16 protein-coding genes are annotated in these 21,474 nt (G+C 41.6%); 11 read left to right on the top strand and 5 right to left on the bottom strand.

What is annotated here, in order from left to right:
* Positions 1-155: 155 nt before the first annotated feature.
* Positions 156-2,315 (bottom strand): fatty acid oxidation complex subunit alpha FadB, encoded by a 2,160-nt coding sequence (gene fadB / locus KPY62_RS09950; RefSeq protein ID WP_216581852.1) that lies wholly within the window; start codon positions 2,313-2,315, stop codon positions 156-158.
* Positions 2,316-3,007: 692 nt separating this feature from the next.
* Between fadB and KPY62_RS09945 the strand changes: the two genes are divergently transcribed.
* From KPY62_RS09945 to KPY62_RS09925, 5 genes are all read left to right on the top strand, one after another.
* The gene (locus tag KPY62_RS09945; RefSeq protein ID WP_216581851.1) at positions 3,008-4,120 is read left to right on the top strand and encodes a polyprenyl synthetase family protein; all 1,113 of its coding nucleotides are present in this window, start codon (positions 3,008-3,010) and stop codon (positions 4,118-4,120) included.
* A 180-nt stretch (positions 4,121-4,300) separates the two neighbouring features.
* Complete coding sequence (locus tag KPY62_RS09940; RefSeq protein ID WP_216581850.1) at positions 4,301-4,810, top strand: diacylglycerol kinase; 510 nt, start codon at positions 4,301-4,303, stop codon at positions 4,808-4,810.
* A gap of 32 nt (positions 4,811-4,842) precedes the next feature.
* Entirely contained in the window at positions 4,843-5,715 is an 873-nt protein-coding gene (locus tag KPY62_RS09935) for a DUF72 domain-containing protein (RefSeq protein ID WP_216581849.1), read from the top strand.
* Between the two features lie 204 nt (positions 5,716-5,919).
* Positions 5,920-7,074 carry a metal-dependent hydrolase gene (locus KPY62_RS09930; protein WP_216581848.1) on the top strand — a complete coding sequence of 385 codons (1,155 nt, stop codon included), beginning with the start codon at positions 5,920-5,922 and terminating at the stop codon, positions 7,072-7,074.
* Positions 7,075-7,358: 284 nt separating this feature from the next.
* On the top strand, positions 7,359-8,099 hold the full coding sequence (locus KPY62_RS09925) for a DUF4145 domain-containing protein (protein WP_216581847.1): 741 nt from the start codon (positions 7,359-7,361) through the stop codon (positions 8,097-8,099).
* A gap of 86 nt (positions 8,100-8,185) precedes the next feature.
* Here KPY62_RS09925 and KPY62_RS09920 read toward each other — a convergent pair whose 3' ends face one another.
* On the bottom strand, positions 8,186-8,815 hold the full coding sequence (locus tag KPY62_RS09920; RefSeq protein ID WP_216581846.1) for a superoxide dismutase: 630 nt from the start codon (positions 8,813-8,815) through the stop codon (positions 8,186-8,188).
* A gap of 416 nt (positions 8,816-9,231) precedes the next feature.
* On the opposite strand from KPY62_RS09920, the gene rdgB reads away from it, so the two are divergent.
* The 6 genes from rdgB to KPY62_RS09890 all read left to right on the top strand — a co-directional run bounded on the left by rdgB (position 9,232) and on the right by KPY62_RS09890 (position 16,747).
* The gene (gene rdgB / locus KPY62_RS09915) at positions 9,232-9,876 is read left to right on the top strand and encodes an RdgB/HAM1 family non-canonical purine NTP pyrophosphatase (protein WP_216581845.1); all 645 of its coding nucleotides are present in this window, start codon (positions 9,232-9,234) and stop codon (positions 9,874-9,876) included.
* 338 nt (positions 9,877-10,214) lie between these two features.
* Positions 10,215-11,561 carry a trigger factor gene (gene tig, locus KPY62_RS09910; protein ID WP_216581844.1) on the top strand — a complete coding sequence of 449 codons (1,347 nt, stop codon included), beginning with the start codon at positions 10,215-10,217 and terminating at the stop codon, positions 11,559-11,561.
* A gap of 319 nt (positions 11,562-11,880) precedes the next feature.
* A complete protein-coding gene (gene clpP, locus KPY62_RS09905; protein WP_416384037.1) occupies positions 11,881-12,579 on the top strand; it encodes an ATP-dependent Clp endopeptidase proteolytic subunit ClpP in 699 nt (232 codons plus the stop codon).
* 156 nt (positions 12,580-12,735) lie between these two features.
* Positions 12,736-14,013 carry an ATP-dependent protease ATP-binding subunit ClpX gene (gene clpX / locus KPY62_RS09900; RefSeq protein ID WP_216581843.1) on the top strand — a complete coding sequence of 426 codons (1,278 nt, stop codon included), beginning with the start codon at positions 12,736-12,738 and terminating at the stop codon, positions 14,011-14,013.
* A 315-nt stretch (positions 14,014-14,328) separates the two neighbouring features.
* Positions 14,329-15,225 carry an SDR family NAD(P)-dependent oxidoreductase gene (locus KPY62_RS09895; protein ID WP_216583302.1) on the top strand — a complete coding sequence of 299 codons (897 nt, stop codon included), beginning with the start codon at positions 14,329-14,331 and terminating at the stop codon, positions 15,223-15,225.
* A 532-nt stretch (positions 15,226-15,757) separates the two neighbouring features.
* Positions 15,758-16,747 carry a c-type cytochrome gene (locus KPY62_RS09890; protein WP_216581842.1) on the top strand — a complete coding sequence of 330 codons (990 nt, stop codon included), beginning with the start codon at positions 15,758-15,760 and terminating at the stop codon, positions 16,745-16,747.
* A gap of 182 nt (positions 16,748-16,929) precedes the next feature.
* Here KPY62_RS09890 and KPY62_RS09885 read toward each other — a convergent pair whose 3' ends face one another.
* The 3 genes from KPY62_RS09885 to argS form a co-directional block, all read right to left on the bottom strand.
* Positions 16,930-18,024: a PTS transporter subunit IIC gene (locus KPY62_RS09885; RefSeq protein ID WP_216581841.1), complete on the bottom strand. Its 1,095-nt coding sequence runs from the start codon at positions 18,022-18,024 to the stop codon at positions 16,930-16,932.
* Between the two features lie 132 nt (positions 18,025-18,156).
* On the bottom strand, positions 18,157-18,963 hold the full coding sequence (locus KPY62_RS09880; protein ID WP_216581840.1) for an SPOR domain-containing protein: 807 nt from the start codon (positions 18,961-18,963) through the stop codon (positions 18,157-18,159).
* A gap of 159 nt (positions 18,964-19,122) precedes the next feature.
* The gene (gene argS, locus KPY62_RS09875) at positions 19,123-20,952 is read right to left on the bottom strand and encodes an arginine--tRNA ligase (RefSeq protein WP_216581839.1); all 1,830 of its coding nucleotides are present in this window, start codon (positions 20,950-20,952) and stop codon (positions 19,123-19,125) included.
* Positions 20,953-21,474 lie beyond the last annotated feature (522 nt).

Here is a 21,474-nt window from a genome sequence, read left to right as displayed (position 1 = left end):
AAATTTTTATTGTCAGTAACGGTTGCGCTGTAAATGAACTCTCACTGCTAATAACTTATTAATAGCTTGATAGCAGTTCGATAACAGATTAATCACTATCAATAAAACTGCGTTCAACCAGCGCTTACGTTACTTATCCTAATAGTGTGTGCTCATTATGCAGTAGCGTAAAAGGTCTCGCCTGCTGCTGCCATATCACGAATCTTTTGTGGGGCTTCATAAGCTTTGCCAAGGTATGCGTATTTTTCACACAATGCCAAGTAGTTATCTAGGCCCATCTGGTCGATATAACGACAAGGTCCACCGCGGAATGGTGGGAAACCAACGCCCATAATCATAGCCATATCCGCTTCAGATGGCGTGCTGACAATGTTATCCTCTAAGCAGCGTACCGTCTCGTTGCAAAAAGCTAGCATAGTACGATCAATAATCGCTTGATCATCGAAAGTTTGCTTTTCGCTATCAGTAGTCGCCTTTAACAGCTCATAAGTAGCTTCATCAGCAGTCTTTTGAGGCTTGCCACGTTTGTCCATGGCGTACTTGTAGAAGCCAACACCGTTCTTCTGACCTAAGCGCTTATTATCATAAAGATGCTCAATTGCGCCTTTATAATCAGCCTTCATACGATCAGGATAGCCTTCTGCCATCACTTCTGCGCCATGAACACCTGTATCCAAACCGACCACATCGATTAGATAAGCAGGGCCCATAGGCCAGCCGAATTTTTCCATAACTTTATCGACATTGACGAAATCAGCGCCTTGCTTAAGCAATAAATCAAATGCCCCGAAGTATGGGAACAGTACACGGTTAACTAAGAAACCTGGACAATCATTAACGACAACGGGTACTTTGCCCATCTTACTAGCTAGTGCCACTGTAGTAGCGATCGCTTGCTCTGATGACTTCTTGCCACGGATAACTTCAACCAAAGGCATACGATGTACTGGGTTAAAGAAATGCATACCAACGAAGTTCTCTGGACGTGCCAGCGCTTCTGCTAAAAAGGTAATAGAAATTGTTGAAGTATTTGACGCTAGGATACAGTCGTCTTTTACTAAGCCTTCGACCTCTTTTAGTACCGCACGCTTGACGTTTGGATTTTCTACTACGGCTTCAATGACGATATCAGTCTCAGCAAAATCACCATAGTTAAGCGTTGGGCGGATACGGCTCAAAGTTGTGCCCATTTCAGTAGCCGTCATTTTGCCACGGTCAACCATCTTACCTAGTAGCTTACTCGCTTCACCCATACCCAAATCTAGTTGCTCAGATTTGATATCTTTCATGATAATAGGCAAGCCTTTGCTAGCAGCTTGATAGGCAATACCGCCACCCATAATGCCTGCGCCTAACACGGCTGCTTCATCAATCTCATGCGCTTGCTTGCTGTGTTGCTTAGCCAGCTTTTTGACCAGTTGATCGCTTAAGAACAGACCTACTAAGCTCTCAGCTTGCGGGGTCTTAGCAGCTTTAGCAAAACCTGCTGCTTCTACTGCAATAGCTTCATCACGCGATAAGTTAACGTGCTTCTCAATAGCTTCAATTGCTAATGCTGGTGCTGGATACTGCTTAGGATTGGCTTTGGCAAAGATCATGGCTTTAGCACTGCTAAACGCCATCGCTTGCTCGAGGGCATTGAGCTTAACTGGATTTAGCTTTTCATAACGACGTGCTTGCCAATCAAGCTCACCTGAGATACATTTTTTCACTAAATCAATAGCAGCATCTTGTACGTCATCAGCCGCTACAGTCGCATCAACTAAGCCTAATTTTAGCGCGTCCAGGGCTTTTTTAGGGGTTCCAGTAGCGATCAATTCAAGTGCATTATCAATACCGATGATACGCGTGCTACGTACAGTACCTCCGAAGCCTGGGAAGATGCCCAGTTGCGTTTCAGGCAAACCAATAATGGCTTTTTCGCTCATGACCCGATATTCACAAACTAGCGTCATCTCACAGCCACCACCCAGTGCGGCACCATTGATGGCCGCTACTTTTGGGAATGGTAAATCTTCAAAGCGATTAAAATCTTTATTAATACTAATAACCCAGTCTTTAATACTTTCTTCTGATTGCTTAAATGATGCCACAAACTCAGTAATATCTGCGCCAGCGATAAACACGCCTTTACCTGAAGTTACGATTAATCCCTTAATATCACTGGCTTTTTCTAAAGCAGTTACTGCTTCACCAAATTGCTTATTGGTTTCAGCATCAAATTTATTTACGCTCTCATTTTCGGCGTTGTAATGCATGTTGGCGATGCCGTCATCTAGCATGCTTACCGTGATGCGATTTCCTTGGTATACCATTTGAAACTCCTTGCCATGTATTAAAAAGCTATTGGTTAAACAGCTATGTTTTATAGAGCCACCTAATAAAATCTGGCTGTTAGTTAACAAGCAACAGCACAGTATTATTGGTAGTCTGAGTAATAGCATTGCTTACCTACAAGCTTGGTAACTTGCAGGAATAGGCAATGCTGATATCTTTATTATTTAGCGTCTATTGATATTGCGCTTCGTTGTTGGCTAAAACTATTAACTGATCTTCTGTATTTAAATATCTTTCGTTTAAATTTTTCTGGTTTAAATCATCAGTTAGATCATGGGACTTTTTTAACGTTAATTAGTGTAGGGGATTATGCCCCTCACTGTCACAAGCTAAAACCATACTCGCAAGTCATTATTAAGTCGCTGCTAAGTCGAGAGCGACCCGTTAGTTTAGTAATCCCACCTTGCAATAGCGGTCGGCATCGACAGACTATTGTCAGTGAATCTTGCCCAGATAAACTGCTTCTACTACCCTATAACAACACATTCGTCAGACAAGTTAAATCGTCCAAACGTAACTAACCCTAGCAAAAACTTATTCTTAGCCTAGCCATAAGATAACCAAAGGGAATAAAGGTTTATGAAGCCATCGATAAAGGTGTGAATGAAAGCTATATAAGGGCTGCTGGCTAACATGCTACACTAAGGTTATTTTTATCCTTCACCTTTTTATGAGTTGGATTATGACTGCCCCTATTGCTCCACGTTTCATCCCTTTCGTCTCTTTTAAGCAGCTGCACAGCTCGCTGCGTAGCCAGTTAGCGCAAGATATTGATTCGCTATTTAACTACGCCCAATTACCGAGTCCCCTTAATGAGGCCTGTCGCTACGTGATGACTGGCCAAGGCAAGTTAGTAAGACCATTATTGGTAGCTAGTAGTTTTGCTACTATTGATGCGCTTAATAACCTTAACACTAGTAATAACAGTGACATCAATCAAGCTATCTTTACTGACTCGTTAGTGACTAACCAGCAGTTTTTTGATCCTATTTTAGACTCGGTTTTAGACCCTTCTCTGGAACCGCTGCTGACTGGTGAAGTACATTATGATATGTGTCGACGTGCGGCGTTGGCCGTAGAGCTACTGCATACTTACTCTTTAGTACATGATGATTTACCTTGTATGGATGATGATGCTCTACGTCGCGGACAGCCTACTTGTCATATTGTATTTAATGAGGCAAGCGCACTATTAGCCGGGGATGTACTGCAAACCTTGGCTTTTGAAGTGTTGACGGCTGAGATGCCGACCTTTGCCCCTTTTGATGCCAACATAGCTAGTGCCTTATTGGCGATATTTGCTCCTCGTGCACGGCGCATGGTGTCAGGGCAAATGCTTGATCTTAATGCGGAGGCCAGCGCTACTGTTTCGCAACTGCAACTAGAAGCTATCCATCGTGATAAGACCGGCGCTTTGATTGAGGCGGCTATGCTGATGGGCGCTGTCTGTGCTGAGGCTACCGCACCGCAGCGTATGGCGTTAGAAGAATGTGCGCAATATATTGGTTTGGCTTTTCAAGTTCAAGACGATATCTTAGACGTAACTACTAGCACTGATACTTTGGGCAAGCCTGCCGGTAGCGATGAAAAGTTAGATAAATCGACTTACGTCAAACTTATGGGGGTCGAGGCTGCCAAACGTTATGCGCAGTCATTATTCGACCAAGGTCGCGCCGCTATAATACGTGAGCTCAGCCCTGATATGGATTCTGATTCTGATTCTGGCATTGATGATAATGGACTTCTTGAGCTTATCGAATGGTTATGGAAGCGTAATAAATAAACAGGTACCTTATTTAAGCTTTAAGCTACTAAATATCGCTATTTAAATTAGCCAGAACTAATCACTGTATTCAATTTCCTCCATTAAATAATTGAACAAAAATAGGCTTATTGATGGCTTTGCTACCTTTATGCTCATGCTAAAATACTACCTATCAATAACTATGGATGGTGGTTTTATATGGATAATAATAAGCTTCACAAACTTAATGAGTCTACCTTCAATGACAGCTCATCTGTTGATTCCCTTCAGCATCAGCATAATGATCATGCCGAGCACACCCCAGATACGGCTTCATTGGCAGCGGATAGTTTCGCTGGTAAGGCCAAAGGCAAGGCCGGTTTTGGACGTATCGTCAAAGCTGCGGGCTACTCTGCCGATGGCTTTATGGCCGCTTATAAGAACGAAGCGGCTTTTCGCCAAGCCTTTTGGCTCAATCTAGTATTGCTCATCGTCATTATCTTTATTCCTTTGGCTATCAGTATGAAGATGATACTGTTAATCGCCTCTTTTTTATCTATTATCGTTGAATTGTTTAATACGGGGTTAGAAGCCAGTATTGACCATACTTCTACTCAGCAACATCCGTTAGCTAAGATTGGCAAAGATGTTGGCTCTGCCGCGCAATTCCTAGCGTTAACGCTACTATTTATCCTATGGATGATGGCATTGTCTACCTTACTATTCTAACTTTGGTATTTTTAATGATAAGCGAGTAATTTATGGTCAACACTGCGGCGACCCTGAATCCTTTAGCGCCTACGTCCACTATCGAAGCGGCTAATAACCATACGCCGACTGTCTATCTTGGCACGGGCGGCTATAGCGATACTGATCTGCTCGGCACCCTCTATCCTACGGGTACAAAAAAAACGGACTTCCTGCGTGAATACGCTAGACAATATGGTGCAGTAGAAATAAACAGCACCTTTTATGCGCCTATCGGTCAAAAAGCCTTTGCTGGGATGGTTAATAAAGCTTATGTACAAGCAGACAGTGAGCTGAGGTTCGCTATTAAGCTACACCAAGATTTTACTCACGCTAGAAAAGGCTCTGCCGAACACGCACAAGCTTTTATCAACGCCCTCAGTCCCTTAGTAGAGGCAAATTGTCTAGCACCACTATTGCTACAGTTTCCCCATGGCTTTGATCGTACTCGTGACCATCGGCTGTATTTAGCTAAGCTAGTCAGCTGGTTTCAGGACTATCCATTAGCGGTAGAGTTTCGTCATAACGGTTGGCATACTGCGCAAGTGGTTGATAGCTTTAAAGAGCAAGGTATTATCTGGTGCAGCGTTGATTACCCCAAGGTGAATGGTCTACCACCGTCACGGCTGATATTTACCGAGCGTACTGGCTATCTACGCATGCATGGCAATAATCTAAACTGGTGGGGCGCGATGAGTGCATCTGATCGTCATGATTATCGTTATAGCGAGGCGGAGATGCAGGACTGGGCACAGACGATTGCCAATCAACGCGAGCACTTTGATACGCTCTATATTTTCTTTCAAAACACCGTTAATGCTCATGCTTATTATAATATTGCGATGTTAAGAGAGGCTTTAAAAGCTTATGATTTTAATGTTTTGTAGACTTATTAATCTTGATACGCAAGGTTCGTAGGGTGTGGTTAGCGAAGCGTAATCCGCCAAATAGTTTAGATAACATTTGCCAATATAACAATAGTCTGGATGACAGTGGCGGGTTACGTTTTATCTTCATTCTCTGCGAGAATAGAATAAAACTAACCCACCCTACAAAAACTATTAAATTTTACGAAGAGCCTTTTACTTCCTATGGATTCACTCAGTCAAATCGTCTTAGGTGCCAGCGTTCAAGGGGCTATCCTCGGTAAATATCAAGGTCGCAAGGCCTATCTGTACGGTGCAATGCTCGGCACGCTTCCTGATTTGGATGTGCTTATTCGTTATGGCGATCCTGTCAGCAACATGACTTATCATCGCGGCTTTAGTCATTCGCTAATTGTCTTGACTATAGTGGGACTATTAGGCGCTTGGCTAATCACCCGTTACCATCGATGGCGTGACATGCCCTTCCCCTACTCAGCCAGACGCTTAGCACTCGCCATGACTTTGGCGCTGACCACGCATCCGATACTTGATAGCTTTACGGTCTACGGCACACAGCTATTTTGGCCATTACAAGAGTCTTTATCTTTAACACCTTTTAGCATTGCCTCCATCTTTATTATCGATCCGCTTTACACTTTGCCACTGCTTTTTGCGATGATCTTTGGACTAGTAAAAGGGCGTAGTCTTAGTGTTTTTAAACAGGGTTTATTAGCGAATTTTCAGCGTTTGGCCGTAATAATGCTGATGGTAAGTAGTAGCTATTTGCTGCTGTCATTGGGATTGAAATATCAAGCTCAAGATAAAGCTGAGCAAACCCTAGCAGCGGCTGGTATAAACGATATCGCCCGTATTAAAACGATGCCCGTATTACCCACTATTTTGATGTGGCGTACTCTTGCAGAAGATGATAATAAACAGCTTATTGAGTTGCGCGGTAGCATCTTGGATAAGCGTCTACCCGAATATCGCTATTTAACACAATATGCCGATTCGCAAGCTATTCAAGCAGCGATACCACAAACCAATCAGCATTATGCTAAACGTTTGGATTGGTTCTCAGGGGATTGGACAGGTTATCGAACGCAAACGCCTAATAGCGACTCTACTAAAAATAATGAGCAATTAGTCGTCGATGACTTACGGATGATGGCGGGTGATACGGCGTTTTTTAGTTTTGTGTTAGCGACTAAGAATCCTGAAAACAATCAATGGCAAGCGATTGAACCAATAGACGCGCCAGTGGTTACTATCGATAATAAACCTCAGCCGTCACGCTTTGAATTGATAAAGCAAGGCTTTGAAAGAGTGTTTGATGATTCGGTTGTGGATGATGGTTGGGAGTTGGTTGATGAGGATTGATACTGCAAATTAACTTACAAGTCATAAGAGATTTCCAATCAGCGTCAGCACTTTGATACGCTTTATATTTTCTTTCAAAACACGGTTAATGCTCATGCTTATTATAATATTGCGATGTTAAGGCGTAGGGTGCGCCCCGCGCACCGATGATTATTCGAAACGTTATTTTGTATGGGTAGTAAAACTTACCGAAGATATGCGGAACTTAATTTAAGCATTTATTCTTAATGGTGCGCAGGGCGCACCCTACAAAGACTAATAATATTCAATTTATGGAGTAATACATGATACCTGAATTTGGAAAAGATAAATTTCAATGTCCGCACTGTAATACTCTTGCGACTCAAGAATGGTTTAATTCATATAATGCTAGCAGTGCAGTTACGAAAATTTTTAATCATATATTTTTAGACTATAGACAAGGGGTTGAGAGTTACGTTCAAAACTACATCTCTATCTTTTTAAAGAATACTAATAGAAATTTTCAACAAGTATTTACTAAGTATATACCTACAGGGTTTGCATTAGCCACTTGTTCCTCATGTCAAAATTTTACTTTGTGGGTAGACGAAAAAATTGTCTATCCTAAGAAAACAACAGTTCTCCCACCTAATGATGATTTAGACGAAGATATCAAAGCTCTATACATTGAGGCTTCAAGTATTCTAATCGATTCACCAAAAGGTTCTACTGCTCTTTTACGTTTAGCCCTTCAAAAGCTTCTAAAACAAATAGGTGGAAATGGAAAAAACATCAATAACGATATTAAGGACTTAGTAGCTGACAACCTAAGTCCGCAAATGCAAAAAGCTTTAGATTTATTAAGAGTTGTAGGTAACAATGCAGTTCATCCTGGTCAGATAGATTTAGATGACAACATAGAAATCGCTCGTAAACTATTTGACATTTTAAACTACATTGCTTATGAGTTGATTACTAAACCTAAGGAGCTAGAAAGCTTGTATTCAGATTTAATCCCACTTGAAACTCAAGAACATATTAAACAAAGAGATAAGCATAAATAGGTTATTATCAAATAATCAAAACCAAAAAAAGGACACCTCGCGGCGTCCTCTTTTATTTATAAAGCTAAGATAGTAGTGTTTAAATATTACTCTTCAACACCAGCATCTTGACCTTTATATTTAGCGTTTGCGTAGTCCCAGTTCACTAGTTTGTCTAGGAACGTGTCAACATAATCAGGACGACGGTTACGATAATCGATATAGTAAGCATGTTCCCATACATCACAAGTTAATACCGCTACTTGGTCATGTGCTAATGGAGTATCAGCGTTAGCTGTTTTAGCGATAGATAATTTGCCGCCAACTTTATCAGCAACTAGCCATGCCCAACCTGAACCGAACTGAGTCATTGCTGCATTTTTGAACTCTTCACGAAACTTATCATAGCTACCGAAATCTTCTTCGATTTTAGCTTTCAAATCACCAGTAGGTTCGCCGCCGCCATTATCAGGCGTCATGCAGTTCCAATAGAAAGTGTGGTTCCATACTTGCGCTGCTTGGTTAAACATACCTTGTTTGCTGTCATCTTTAGCAGTTGCTACGATGATTTCTGACAAAGTTTTGTCTTCTAGACCAGAACCTGGTAGCAACTCGTTTAACTTAGTCACATAGGCATTGTGATGCTTATCATGATGGTATTCTAGGGTCTCGGCACTGATATGTGGCTCTAGCGCGTCTTTTGCATATGGTAATTCTGGTAAAGTAATAGTCGTCATAGTTATTTTATCCTTGCTGTTTTAGCCTAGTATAGTATAGGGATTATAAAGTAACTTCTATAAGATGTTAGGCTAAGTTGGCTGAGTTTATTATTAGTGAATAAATATAGTGCTGAATATAATAGCGTACTTGCTGTAAAGTTAAAAGGCAACCTAAAGCCAACTTACTGGTTATTGTTACGCTGATTATTAATAATTTCTCTCAATAATCAGTAACAACAAGCATAAATTGCAGATTGTTAACTTAAAGTTTACAAGCTATAAGCTATAATTCACTGTAGCTTGCTATACAGTATAACAATAACACCGCTAACTATCCGTTACCGAATGTTATAGTTTTTATATACTACATAGCAGTTATATCATACGCAAACTCACACTAAAAGTATTAGATTTTAAATCATGGACTTATCTTTATGCCAACTAATCAACATCAGCCTATAACTAACGACATATTTCAACAGGATTGGGTACTTGCCAGTAATAACAAAGGCAAGCTTAGCGAGTTTAAGCGGCTGTTCGCTGAAGCCAACCTAAACGTCACTATCATTCCGCAAGGCGAGCTGAACATAGAGGATGCTATTGAAGATGGCTTAAGCTTTATCGAAAACGCCATAATCAAAGCCCGACACGCCAGCCGCATCAGTGGTCTACCGGCTATCGCCGATGACTCTGGGTTATGCGTGCCAGTACTTGGTAATGCACCCGGCATCTACTCTGCTCGTTATGCTGGAGAGCACGGTGATGATGCCAAGAATAATGCTAAGCTCATTGCCGACTTGCAGTCTGTACGCGCTCAAAGTCCTACTACTGCGATTAAAGGTTTATTCGTCTGCGTATTGGCAATGGTGCGTCATGCGGATGATCCGCTACCGATTATCGCTCAGGGTTTATGGCAAGGTGAAATCCTAGAAAAAGCGCATGGCGACGGTGGTTTTGGTTATGACCCACTATTTTGGTTACCTGATATGCAAGCGACCGCAGCCAGTCTCAGTGCTAGTGACAAAAATAAGGTTAGTCATCGCGGACAAGCTATTCGCCAATTATTACAACAATTATAGCGCCACTGCTAACTATATAGCCGATAAAGGTGGTCGCTGTAAAACAGATAATTTTTACTTTAATTAGTAGATAGATTATACTAATCTACTTTTATAATTTTATTACCAGCTGTCTTTGCTTATTTAAACTAAAAATAAGTAGACTTAAGGCGTTTTGGTAAGGTATTACTGATACTTAATAGCTGGTGTTTATAGTGCCTTTGGCGATTGCTGATTGCATTATATTTTTTTCGGCTATTACTATCCCCTATTCATTCCAAAGGCAATTGGCTCATAAGTAAACTTGTGCGCTGTAAAATGCGATTGCCTGATATTTCAATCCTAAAGGTGTAATTAACATGGCTACAGATCTACAAGTCACAACCAACAAGCTTTCTAACAAAGAAACTCAGCTGACTGTAAAAGTACCAGTTGAAAAAATCCAAAACAAAGTCGAAGGTCGCATTCGTCAAGTGGCTAAAACTGCCAAAATTGATGGCTTTCGTAAAGGTAACGTTCCTATGTCGCATATCCGCAGCCAATACGGTGCCGGTATTCAGCAAGAAGTTATCAATGACGTGATCCGTGATACTGTTTTTGAAGCTATCAAATCTGAAGACATCCGCGCTGTTGGCATGCCTAATATCGATGATGTTAAACTTGAAGACGATTTCTTGGTTTATCAGGCTACTGTTGAAATCTTCCCAGAAATTGACGTTCAAGGTATCAATGAGATCGAAGTTGAGCGTCATATGGCGAAAGTCGATGAAGCCGATGTCGATACTATGATTGAAAACCTACAAAAGCAACGTGAAGAGTTTGTAGAGAAAAAAGGTAAAGCCGATAAAGGCAATCAAGTTACTTTTGATTTTGAAGGCTCAATCAACGGTGAGAAATTTGAAGGCGGCTCTGCTGAAGACTTCAAATTGATTATTGGTAGCAACCAAATGATTCCAGGCTTCGAAGCGGGTATCAAAGGCTTGAAAGCTGGCGAAGAAAAGGTTATCGACGTAACTTTCCCAGAAGATTATCAAGCAGAAGAATTAGCTGGTAAAGAAGCTCAGTTCAAAATCAACGTAAAATTAGTTGAAAAATCTAAGTTACCTGAAATCGATGATGCGTTCCTTGAGCTATTCGGAGTTAAAGAAGGTGGCGTTGAAAAACTAAAAGAAGACGTTCGTAAGAACATGGAACGCGAAATCAAAAACGCTGCCCGCAGTCAGATTAAACAAGCTACTTTTGATGCCTTGTTAGAAAAGAACGAATTTGATGTTCCTAACGCTATGTTAGAGCAAGAGATTGATCGTCAGCGCAGCATGATGATGCAGCGTTTCGCTCAGCAGTTCGGTTCTAATGCCGATAGCTTTGATAAAGACATGTTGCCAAACGAGCTGTTTGAAGAACAAGCGCTACGTGCTGCCCGTCTAGGTATCATCGTTGCTCGAGTTATCGATACTAAAGGCTTAGAAGTGGATCAAGAACGCGTTGAGAAATTTATCAAAGAAGCTTCAGAAAACTACGAAGATCCAGCAGAAGTTATCGAATACTACACTAATGATAAGCAACAACGCGCCAACATTGAGTCAGTAGTATTAGAAGACCAAGTAGTTGATTACCTTATCGAACAAGGTAAAGTAACTGACAAAGAAGTTAGCTATCAAGATTTGTTGGCTACTCAGCAGCAACAACAGCAGCAAGCGATGTAATTTGCTTGCTTAGCAAAATAATAAGCTAGAGTTTTGATAGCTTTTATCGAAACTTTTTTATTGATAGTTGTATAAATAATGCCTCAACAAATCTTGTTGGGGCATTTTTATTAGCGCTTTATATCCTTAGCCCTTGATAAATGACTACAGACGCCTTATTAATAGGGAATAATTCATCATTTGTTACCGTAAACATTTACTATTAGCTGCTAAAAAAAGTTACTATTACGGCACTTATTTTCTTAATAATACTTATTATTAATAGCTTATTCTTAATAAAATCCGTTTTTTATATTATATATTTCAATAGGATCTTTCCATGACTGATTATGATCGCATTACTAGCAATCCCCATTTCGATATGCTTATGAGCGCGCACAACGCCCAAGGTATGCATAACACTCAAAGCGCACCTCAGAGTGCACTAGTGCCGATGGTCGTTGAGCAATCAGCGCGTGGCGAGCGTTCGTTCGACATTTTTTCACGCTTATTGCGTGAACGGGTTATCTTCTTAACTGGTCAAGTTGAAGATCATATGGCTAATCTTATCGTGGCCCAGCTCTTATTTTTAGAAGCTGAAAACCCTGATAAAGATATTCATCTGTATATCAACTCACCAGGTGGTTCAGTTAGTGCAGGCCTAGCTATTTTTGATACTATGAACTTTATCAAACCTGACGTATCGACTATCTGTATGGGCGGTGCTTACAGCATGGGTTCTTTTCTTTTGGCAGCTGGAGAACGAGGCAAACGTTATGCCTTGGCTAACGCCCGCGTCATGATTCACCAGCCTTCTGGTGGTGCTCAAGGTCAAGCATCAGATATCGAAATTAATGCTCGTGAAATTCTAAAAACTCGTGCTCGCTTAAATGAGATTTTGGCTGAGCGTACTGGTCAACCAGTAGAAAAAATTGAGAAAGACGTTGAGCGTGACTATTGGTTAGATGCTAAAGAAGCCAAAGAATATGGCTTAGTAGATGAAGTACTAGAGCGTCGCCCTACTGAACTTAAAATATAAAGTAAACCTAGGCGCATTATGCTACTAGTATAGTGCGCTTTAGTTTTGAGTGTCCCATTAGACTATATAAGCTTTAACTGGTAAATTTTGAATTGTCAGTTTTGAGTTGTCAGTTTTGAAACACAAGCCAAGTTTAAAAATTAGGAGTGCCTGTACATGGCAGAAGATAAAACCCCGCATTGCTCGTTCTGCGGAAAAGCCAAGAAAGAAGTCAAACAATTAATCGCGGCTGACGATGCTAATATTTGTAACGAATGTATCGAGCTATGTACCGATCTCATCGCTGATAGCTCACCTGATGACGATGATAATGATAGCGACCTTGATACTTCGTGGGTCAATAAAAAGCTACCGACCCCTAAAGAGTTACGAGCCAAGCTTGATGAGTATGTTATTGGTCAAGATGCCGCTAAAAAAGCACTAGCAGTAGCCGTTTATAACCATTATAAGCGCCTAAAAGTTAGCCAAACCTTAGCTCGTGATAGCAAAAAATCTAAGATTGGCGCTGATGTAGCGATGGTTGAATTGTCTAAGAGTAATATCTTGCTGATCGGGCCTACCGGCTCAGGTAAGACGCTATTAGCCCAAACTTTAGCGCGTCTATTAGATGTGCCTTTTGCTATGGCCGATGCCACCACTTTGACTGAAGCTGGTTATGTCGGTGAAGATGTAGAAAACATCGTCCAAAAGTTGCTACAAGCTTCTAATTATGATGTCGGCAAAGCCGAACAAGGCATCATTTATATCGATGAGATCGATAAAATCAGTAAAAAAGGTGAGAACCCTTCTATTACTCGTGATGTATCAGGTGAAGGCGTACAACAAGCTTTGCTTAAACTAATCGAAGGAACAGTCGCTGCTATTCCACCTCATGGTGGTCGTAAGCACCCTCAGCAAGAGCTAATCCAAGTTGATACTAGTAATATTCTAATCATCGTTGGTGGCGCCTTTGCAGGTCTAGATAAAGTCATTCAGCAACGTACTGAAAAAACAGGTATTGGCTTTAACGCCGACGTCAGCTCAAAAGATGACAGCAAGCGTAGCTCAGATCTACTGCAAAAAGTTGAGCCGGAGGATTTGATCAAATTTGGTCTAATTCCAGAGCTAATCGGCCGTTTGCCAGTACTAGCTGCTTTGACAGAGCTGGATGAGGAGGCATTAGTGCAAATATTGACTAAACCTAAGAACGCGCTGGTCAAACAGTATGAATATCTGTTCGATATGGAGGGTGCGAAAATCACCTTTACTGATGCCGCCCTTGACGCTATTGCCAAAAAGGCTATGGAGCGTAAAACAGGTGCGCGTGGCTTGCGCTCTATCGTGGAAAATGTGCTGTTAGAAACTATGTATGAGCTGCCATCGATGACAGACATTAAGACCGTTACTGTCGATGAAGAAGTTATTACTGAAGGTAAATTACCTAAGATAGCTTAGGGTTTTATTTTAAGCCGTTTTACAGAAATGACTGTAGAGAAGCTTAGAGAGACTTTTATTGAAGAAGCGTCTAGCACTAGTAGTGTTTAGACGCTTTTTTTATGTCTGCTGATTTATCTAAGCATTAGCAACTACAGTGCCATAAGGCTTATAAAATGACAGCAGCGTCCATTAATCTTACTAGTGTTTATTATATATAGTACTAATAATGTAGCTTATCATTACTCAGATAACCAAGGGGTGCCTATCATGCTCAATACTATGACTGCTTCGCTACGCCAGCATCTATCCAACTCATCCATTACTAATAAGCCAATGCCTGACTACTATCAGAATCATGTGGCGGCTATTACTGGCGCTGGTTCCGGTATAGGTCGCGCACTGGCTATTCACTTAGCAAAAATGGGCTGTCATGTTGCGCTAGCAGATATCAATGCAGAAGCGCTAACACAGACGCAACAGCTGCTCACAGACTACGATATCCAAGTAACTACTATTATACTCGATGTCGCTGATAGGGAGGCCGTAGAAGGTTGGGCACAAAAGGTAATGGTCGATTATGGCAAGGTTAACTTCATATTCAATAATGCTGGTGTCGCTCTTTATTCTACAGTGGAAGGCAGTAGTATCAGCGAGATCGAATGGCTGATGGACATTAACTTTTGGGGTGTAGTCTATGGCACTAAAGCATTTTTACCCTTGATCAAAAATAGTGTCAAGCAAAGTAAAGGTAGTACTGTCACAGAGAATGGTCATATTATTAATATCTCAAGCCTGTTTGGTTTAACGGCTCAACCCTCACAGTCTGCCTATAATGCTAGTAAATTTGCAGTACGTGGCTTTAGCGAAAGCTTACGTCAAGAGCTAGATATTCAGCGCTGTGGCGTTTCTGCTACTTGTATTCATCCAGGTGGCATCAAGACCAATATCGCCAACAGTGCCCGCGGTAATGAGAGTATAAGAGATCTAGGTATGGGTACTAGTGCCAAAGCAATAAGCAGTTTTAATAAGCTGTTAAAGTTCGATGCTAATGAGGCAGCATGGGTAATTTTACAGGCCACAGCAGCAGACCAAAAGCGCTGTTTGATCGGTAACGATGCCAAGGTAATAGATGTCGTGCAACGTATTTTTCCGACACATTACGCCACTATTCTATATAGTGCTGTCAAACTATCACGCAAGTTTAGTCCAAAGTACCAGTCAAAAAGCTAGTTCTAAGTGAGAGCTTAGTATAACGATTGTAGCTAGTAGTTATGGCTAATAAAACCAAAAAACGCTCAAACATTGATTATGTTTGAGCGTTTTTATTTAAGGCTTATTTTTCTAGACAGCAGTTAAAGGTTAAGGTATTGAATAGTCTTAGTACTAATGATTTTATCTAAAAGTACTTTTATCAGACTTTATCACTTGTTGTTTGTTATAATAATATTACTGCTAACTTACAGAATACTAAGTTCTCTCTGTTTAATCTCTGATAATCTTGTCGCATTCACCAGTATAAGTGCTGCACGTTTGTGTTTTATACATGCGTTTAACGAAGTTATGACTTTTAATTACTTTAATATTCTGCAGCTCAAGTGCTTGATAAATTAAATTTTATTAATACTAGCACTAATCCATAGTGGATCACCTGTAATCATTATTTGTGTAATACAAAAACTTAACAATAATATGGTCATTGTACTATCTAACATAGCATATAAATTTATATGTACATATTATTTTTTATAATAAGGATATGCCAATGAAGACTTTTTCACCAGCCCAATCCTCTTTTCTTGTGGCAACTATTTTTGCTATTAGTGGCATCGGTGTCACTAGTTGCAGTAATAATGAGCAGGACACCAAAGCCGTTGATCGTGTGAACGAGGCCGCAGCGATAGCTCGGGTGCAAGGACTAGAAGCTCGCGCTGCTCAGTTAAAGAATGACATGCCTGCAATCACAGACATAAGCGATATCACCAATACTGATCAAGCCACTGACGCTGCTAAGCCAGCCATTACCATGCCAGATATAGGAACTATTCCTGATGATGAGTATGGGGCAGCCGTACGCCGTGGACTACAGATTGTTAATCATACTTATAAAGAGCTGCCTGATAACGTCGGTAATCAGCTTAACTGTACTAGCTGTCACTTAGGTAATGGCTCAGAGGCTTATGCTGCGCCTTGGAATAATATTACTAGTATTTATCCTCTTTATCGCAGTCGCGCTGGTCGTATCAACGTTATACAGGAGCGTATTAACGGCTGTTTTGAGCGCTCAATGAACGGTAAGGCGCTTGAGCTAGGTTCAGATGATATGAACGCTGTGGTTTCTTATATGAGTTGGTTGTCAAAAGATATGCCCTTCGGTGTCTCTCCTGAAGGTCGTGGCTTTGTAAAAATAGACAAGAGCTTAGAGGCCGATACTGTCAACGGCAAAAAGCTATTTGCAGAGAAATGTAGTGTTTGTCACGGTGCTAATGGTGAAGGCCAATATAACGACGATGGCACTTATACTTTCCCAGCAGTTGCTGGCGACAACTCCTTTAACGATGGCGCTGGCATGGCTCGTACTTATACGGCAGCCGCCTTTATTAAAGGTAAAATGCCCTTTGGTCAGGGTAACTCTCTAAGCGATCAAGAAGCTGTCGATATCGCTGGCTACTTTACTCACTTGCCGCGTCCAGTAAAAGCCAATAAAGACAAAGATTGGCCGAACGGTGATGCGCCAAAAGATGTTCGTCGCTAAGCGTGACTTTTAAGGGTGGTGTCTTTGTTAAAGACTTATTAACGTCTGCTTAGCAACCCCTTCCTAGCGAACTTTAGTAGTAAAAAAGCCCAGCTAATTTCAGTTAGTTGGGCTTTTTGTTGTCGATAAATTGACTAGCGACTAGTAGTAAAAGCAAAGTACAAAACCATAGCAGAAAATGCTTATGGTAACTTCATATCACCAGCGACGAGCCAACCCATACGGCGCATCAAATGCGCTACTAGCCCAGCAATGAGGGCAGGTAATATGAACATTAATAGGATAATCGCTGTCCATAACTCAGTAGCACTCATCAGTGGCTGTGAGGCCTCAATCACTCCAAACACTCCCACTAAGCCAGCCGTGCCCATACCAGCGCCAGTAGCAGTACAAGCCAATTGAAAACCGACGGTAGCTATAGGCCCAACGATAGCACTAGCTATCACTGCTGGTAATAGAACCATCGGCTTCTTAAGCACATTAGGTATTTGCAACATACTAGTACCTAAGCCTTGCGAGATAACCCCACTAAAGCCATTATCTTTATAGCTAGCTACCGCAAAGCCAATCATATGCGCGGCACAGCCGACCACCGCTGCCCCGCCCGCTAAGCCCCCAAGACCTATAGAGATACAGATAGCTGCGCTAGACGTTGGTAGCGTTAGCAAAATCCCAACTACTACGGCGATGACTATGCCCATCAGTAACGGTTGTAGCTCAGTAGCAGCTTGGATACCTATACCTATAGCATTGACCGCCGCAACTACCGGAGGATTGAGCAGCGCGCATACTGCCCAAGCGCTAGCACAAACCACTAAGGGCACTAGCAAGATATCGAGCTTAGTCTTACCGGCTACCCAACTGCCAGCACGATAGGCAAATACTGAAGCCAAATAAGCGCCAATAGGATTACCCGGCAACGCCAAAAAAGTTGCTGGACCAGCAGCTTGCGGTATAAACAAAGTCCCTGCCATCAGCGCTTCGGAGTGCGCGCCTAGCATGCCCGCTACCAGACAGCTAAGCATCACTAAAGTAGGAGCTTTTAGATAATAAGCTATTCCAACCCCGATACCTGCCCCCATCAATACTGAAGCCAGCTTACCGATAGCCACCAACACCGGCAATTGCAACCACCCCCCTATTTGCGAAATAATCAGCCCTGCAATTAAGGTTACAAATAGCCCTAAAGCCATACCAGTAAAGGCATCAATAAAGTACTTTTGAAAAAATACTTTCACCACGCTTGGTGGTATTGCTATAGGAGTGCTAGCAGTCATATGGTGTCCTTGAGTTATTTATCTAAGAGGTAAGCAAAAAGGCTAATCCAAAACAATATTATCCATAAAACGCCCCTAAAAAAAGCGTCATTTTGACGCTTTTTTTATGATAACTTATGATAAAAATTAAGTTTAGCGACGCTGCTCAACGATAATAGAGTCAATGCCATTATTCTGTAGACGCTGCTGAGCATTAGTAACTACTTGACGACTATTCATAGGCCGCGAGATTACTTGATAGATAGGCGAGCCACTACTAGTAGTGTTTTTCACTACTCGGGCATCGATGCCAGCCATCAGTACCTGAGCGCGGCGACGATCAGCCTCATCAGCATTACCAAAGCTATTTATTTGCAGAATATAAGTGCTAGCAGCCACAGGTTTTGGAACTGAAGCGGTGTTGGCCTTATTCACTGATCCACTGCCAGTGCTGGGTGTACTACCATCATAGGTAGTATTCTCCTCTACAATGACAATATCATTTTCATTGCTACTATTAACATTATTCGAGGGACTTTTATTACTATCGTTACTAGTATTCTCGGTAACCCCAAAGTTACCTGAATCATTATTACTGTTGGCAGTATTATTATCAGGTTGAGTGATGACTACGTCAGGCTCAAAAGCTTCGATATTACCAGATTGAGGACTATCAGGTTCGCCAAGCGCTTCGTCAGGGATAGTGGCCATTTCTTGATTGGGCAAAATGTCATAGAATTCATAATCGCTGTTATCAGTATCAGTACCCACACGCTGCTGTACTTGCCGATCAGGGTCGGCTTCTGGAGCGCCTGAAGGATTGAAGTCAAACAAAGGTGATAAATATAAAAATACCCCGATCATTAGGGTCAACAAGGCACCAACAAACATCCATACTAAGCCTGATACGCTACTGGATTTGCGCTTTTCAGTGGCGCCTTTAGGTTTTTTGGCTAACATGGATAGCATTCTCCCTACTGAGTCTTTCTATTAATTTACTGATGTGATTTATCAGGGTAATTTTTCTACTAACTGTCCGGTCATCCAACTCGATACCAGCACTGAAATAGCTACAGCCTCTAGTATTAGCTTTGATGTCTGGTGATTAGTGCTAGGCACCTACATACTAGTTGGTGCTGACAACCCTAATAAGTTGAGACCATTAGCCAATACTTGACGAACCGCTTTTGATAAGCGCAAACGTGCCTGCATTAAATTCAACTCGTCTTCAGTAGGCGTCTCACCAGAAGTTAAACTGATGGGTAAAATACGGTTGCCATCGTACCAGCCATGAAATAGCGCAGCCAGCTCTTTCAGATAATTGGTCAGTATATGGGGCTCATAGCCGGTGGCTGCTCTTAATAAGGTTGCTGGGTAAGCGCCCAATAGCTTAATCAGCTCTTCTTCGCTTGGCGCAATAAGCAACTGTTGGTGCTGAGCGCCAATGGCATCGTCAACTTCAAGTCCACTAGTTACTAGTTTTTCGAGCACTCGGCAAACACGTGCATGCGCATATTGGATGTAATAAACTAAGTTATCTTTGCTTTGTGACTTGGCTAGCTCTAGATCAAAGTCAATATGTACTTCCGGCTTACGGGCTACGTAATAGAAACGTGCCGCATCATTGCCAACTTCCTGACGTAGATCACGTAAAGTGACAAAATCGCCTGAGCGTGATGACATTTGCGCTTTTTCATTACCGCGCCATAAGGCGACAAACTGTACTAATACCACATCAAGACGATTAGCATCGATACCTAGTGCTAATAGTGCAGCGCGTACACGAGGTACATAGCCATGATGATCAGCGCCCCAAACGTTAACGACTTTATCGAAACCGCGATCGAATTTGTTTTTATGATAAGCGATATCAGAGGCAAAATAAGTACTTTGACCATTAGCTCGGCGCACTACTCTATCTTTTTCATCACCAAAGTCAGTCGATTTAAACCAAATATTGCCTTCTTTTTCGTACAGATAGCCTTTGTCTTCTAGTATCTTTAGCGCAGGCTCAATCTCAGCTTCGATTGATTTTTCGTGGAACCAACACTGGTAGTGGACACCAAAATCGTTTAAATCGTCTTTGATATCAGCCAAAATACCCGTTAACGCTGCATTTAAAAACAGCTGGTAACTATCACCAAGCAACTCCTTACTATTAGCAATAAGCCCATCGATGTGCGCTTCTTTATCACCAGATATCAGCTGTTTTTCGCCCGCCGCATCTATCTCATAACTTGCATCTAGCACAACCTCTTTGGCTACTTGCTCGAATGCGTGCACATAGCTATTCCCATACTGAGTTTTTAAGGTCTCAGCGATATCGTGGACGTAATCGCCTTTATAAGCATTAGAGGGAAATACTATAGTCTCGCCATTAGCTTGTAGATAACGCAAATAAGTACTAGTCGCTAAAATATCCATTTGACGACCAGCATCATTGACATAATACTCACGAGTGACGTCATAACCCACCGCTTCAAGCAAGTTGGAGACGCTCATACCAAAAGCTGCGCCACGACCATGACCAACATGGAGACTAGAGGTTGGGTTAGCAGAGACGAACTCGACCTGCACTTTTTGACCGTCAAATTGATCAGTGAGACCAAAACTATCTTGCTTAGCAAAAATATCCTCTAATACTGCAAATTTAGCTTCAGCATTTAAGAAGACATTGATAAAGCCAGGACCGGCGATATCTACTTGGCGAATATCTTGATTATCAGGTAAAGCGGCAACGATTTTTTCAGCCAAAGCGCGTGGATTAGTTTTAGCAGCTTTTGCCGCTGTCATCGCAATATTGCTGGCAAAATCACCGTGACTAGCATCTTTAGTGCGAGTGATTTGACTATTATTCTGCCAATCGGCTGGTAGTGCACCTTCAGCCTGTAAGGTTTGCACAGCAGCATTAAACAGTGAGGCTAAAGTATCAATTTGGGCTTGTGACATAGGACTATGAACTCGGATAAATAAGACGAAAAGATAAGTAACCTGTAAATATAACAATCTTTAGGATCTATTGCACTAACTGTAGCAAAATTAGCTTGCGGCTTAACTGATGACAGTAAGTAGCATAGACTCCAAAGCTCAGCCATTATAACGCTACAATGACTTAGTAGTCGCGCTGAATAGCTTATTTGGCTGCTGTTAACCAGCCTCCGACATGTATAGCGACGCTGTTCCGCGTTATAATAGGCCTATTAGTTTAACTGCTAATTAGCGGGCGATTTAGACTGCTACATAGCCTTACTATAAGATGCTTTGTTGAAACACAGCTAAGCGCACAATCACTATAAAATAAGGCGCATAGATAGTCTATATAAGCTGATGCTATAGCAATCGCTATTATATCCGCTATCGCTGCTCGTACTGTCGCCAATTAGGGTCGGTACTTTTTACTACTTATATTTATAGTATTGGGGTTTTTTACTATTCAGCATATCTCTAACAACATTCACGTTAACTTTGCTG

This window comes from Psychrobacter sp. TAE2020 (genome assembly GCF_018919485.1).
In the GTDB taxonomy this organism is placed as follows: domain Bacteria; phylum Pseudomonadota; class Gammaproteobacteria; order Pseudomonadales; family Moraxellaceae; genus Psychrobacter.
Note: the sequence above shows the minus strand (reverse complement) of the source record. Positions and strands in the feature narration are given on the sequence as shown.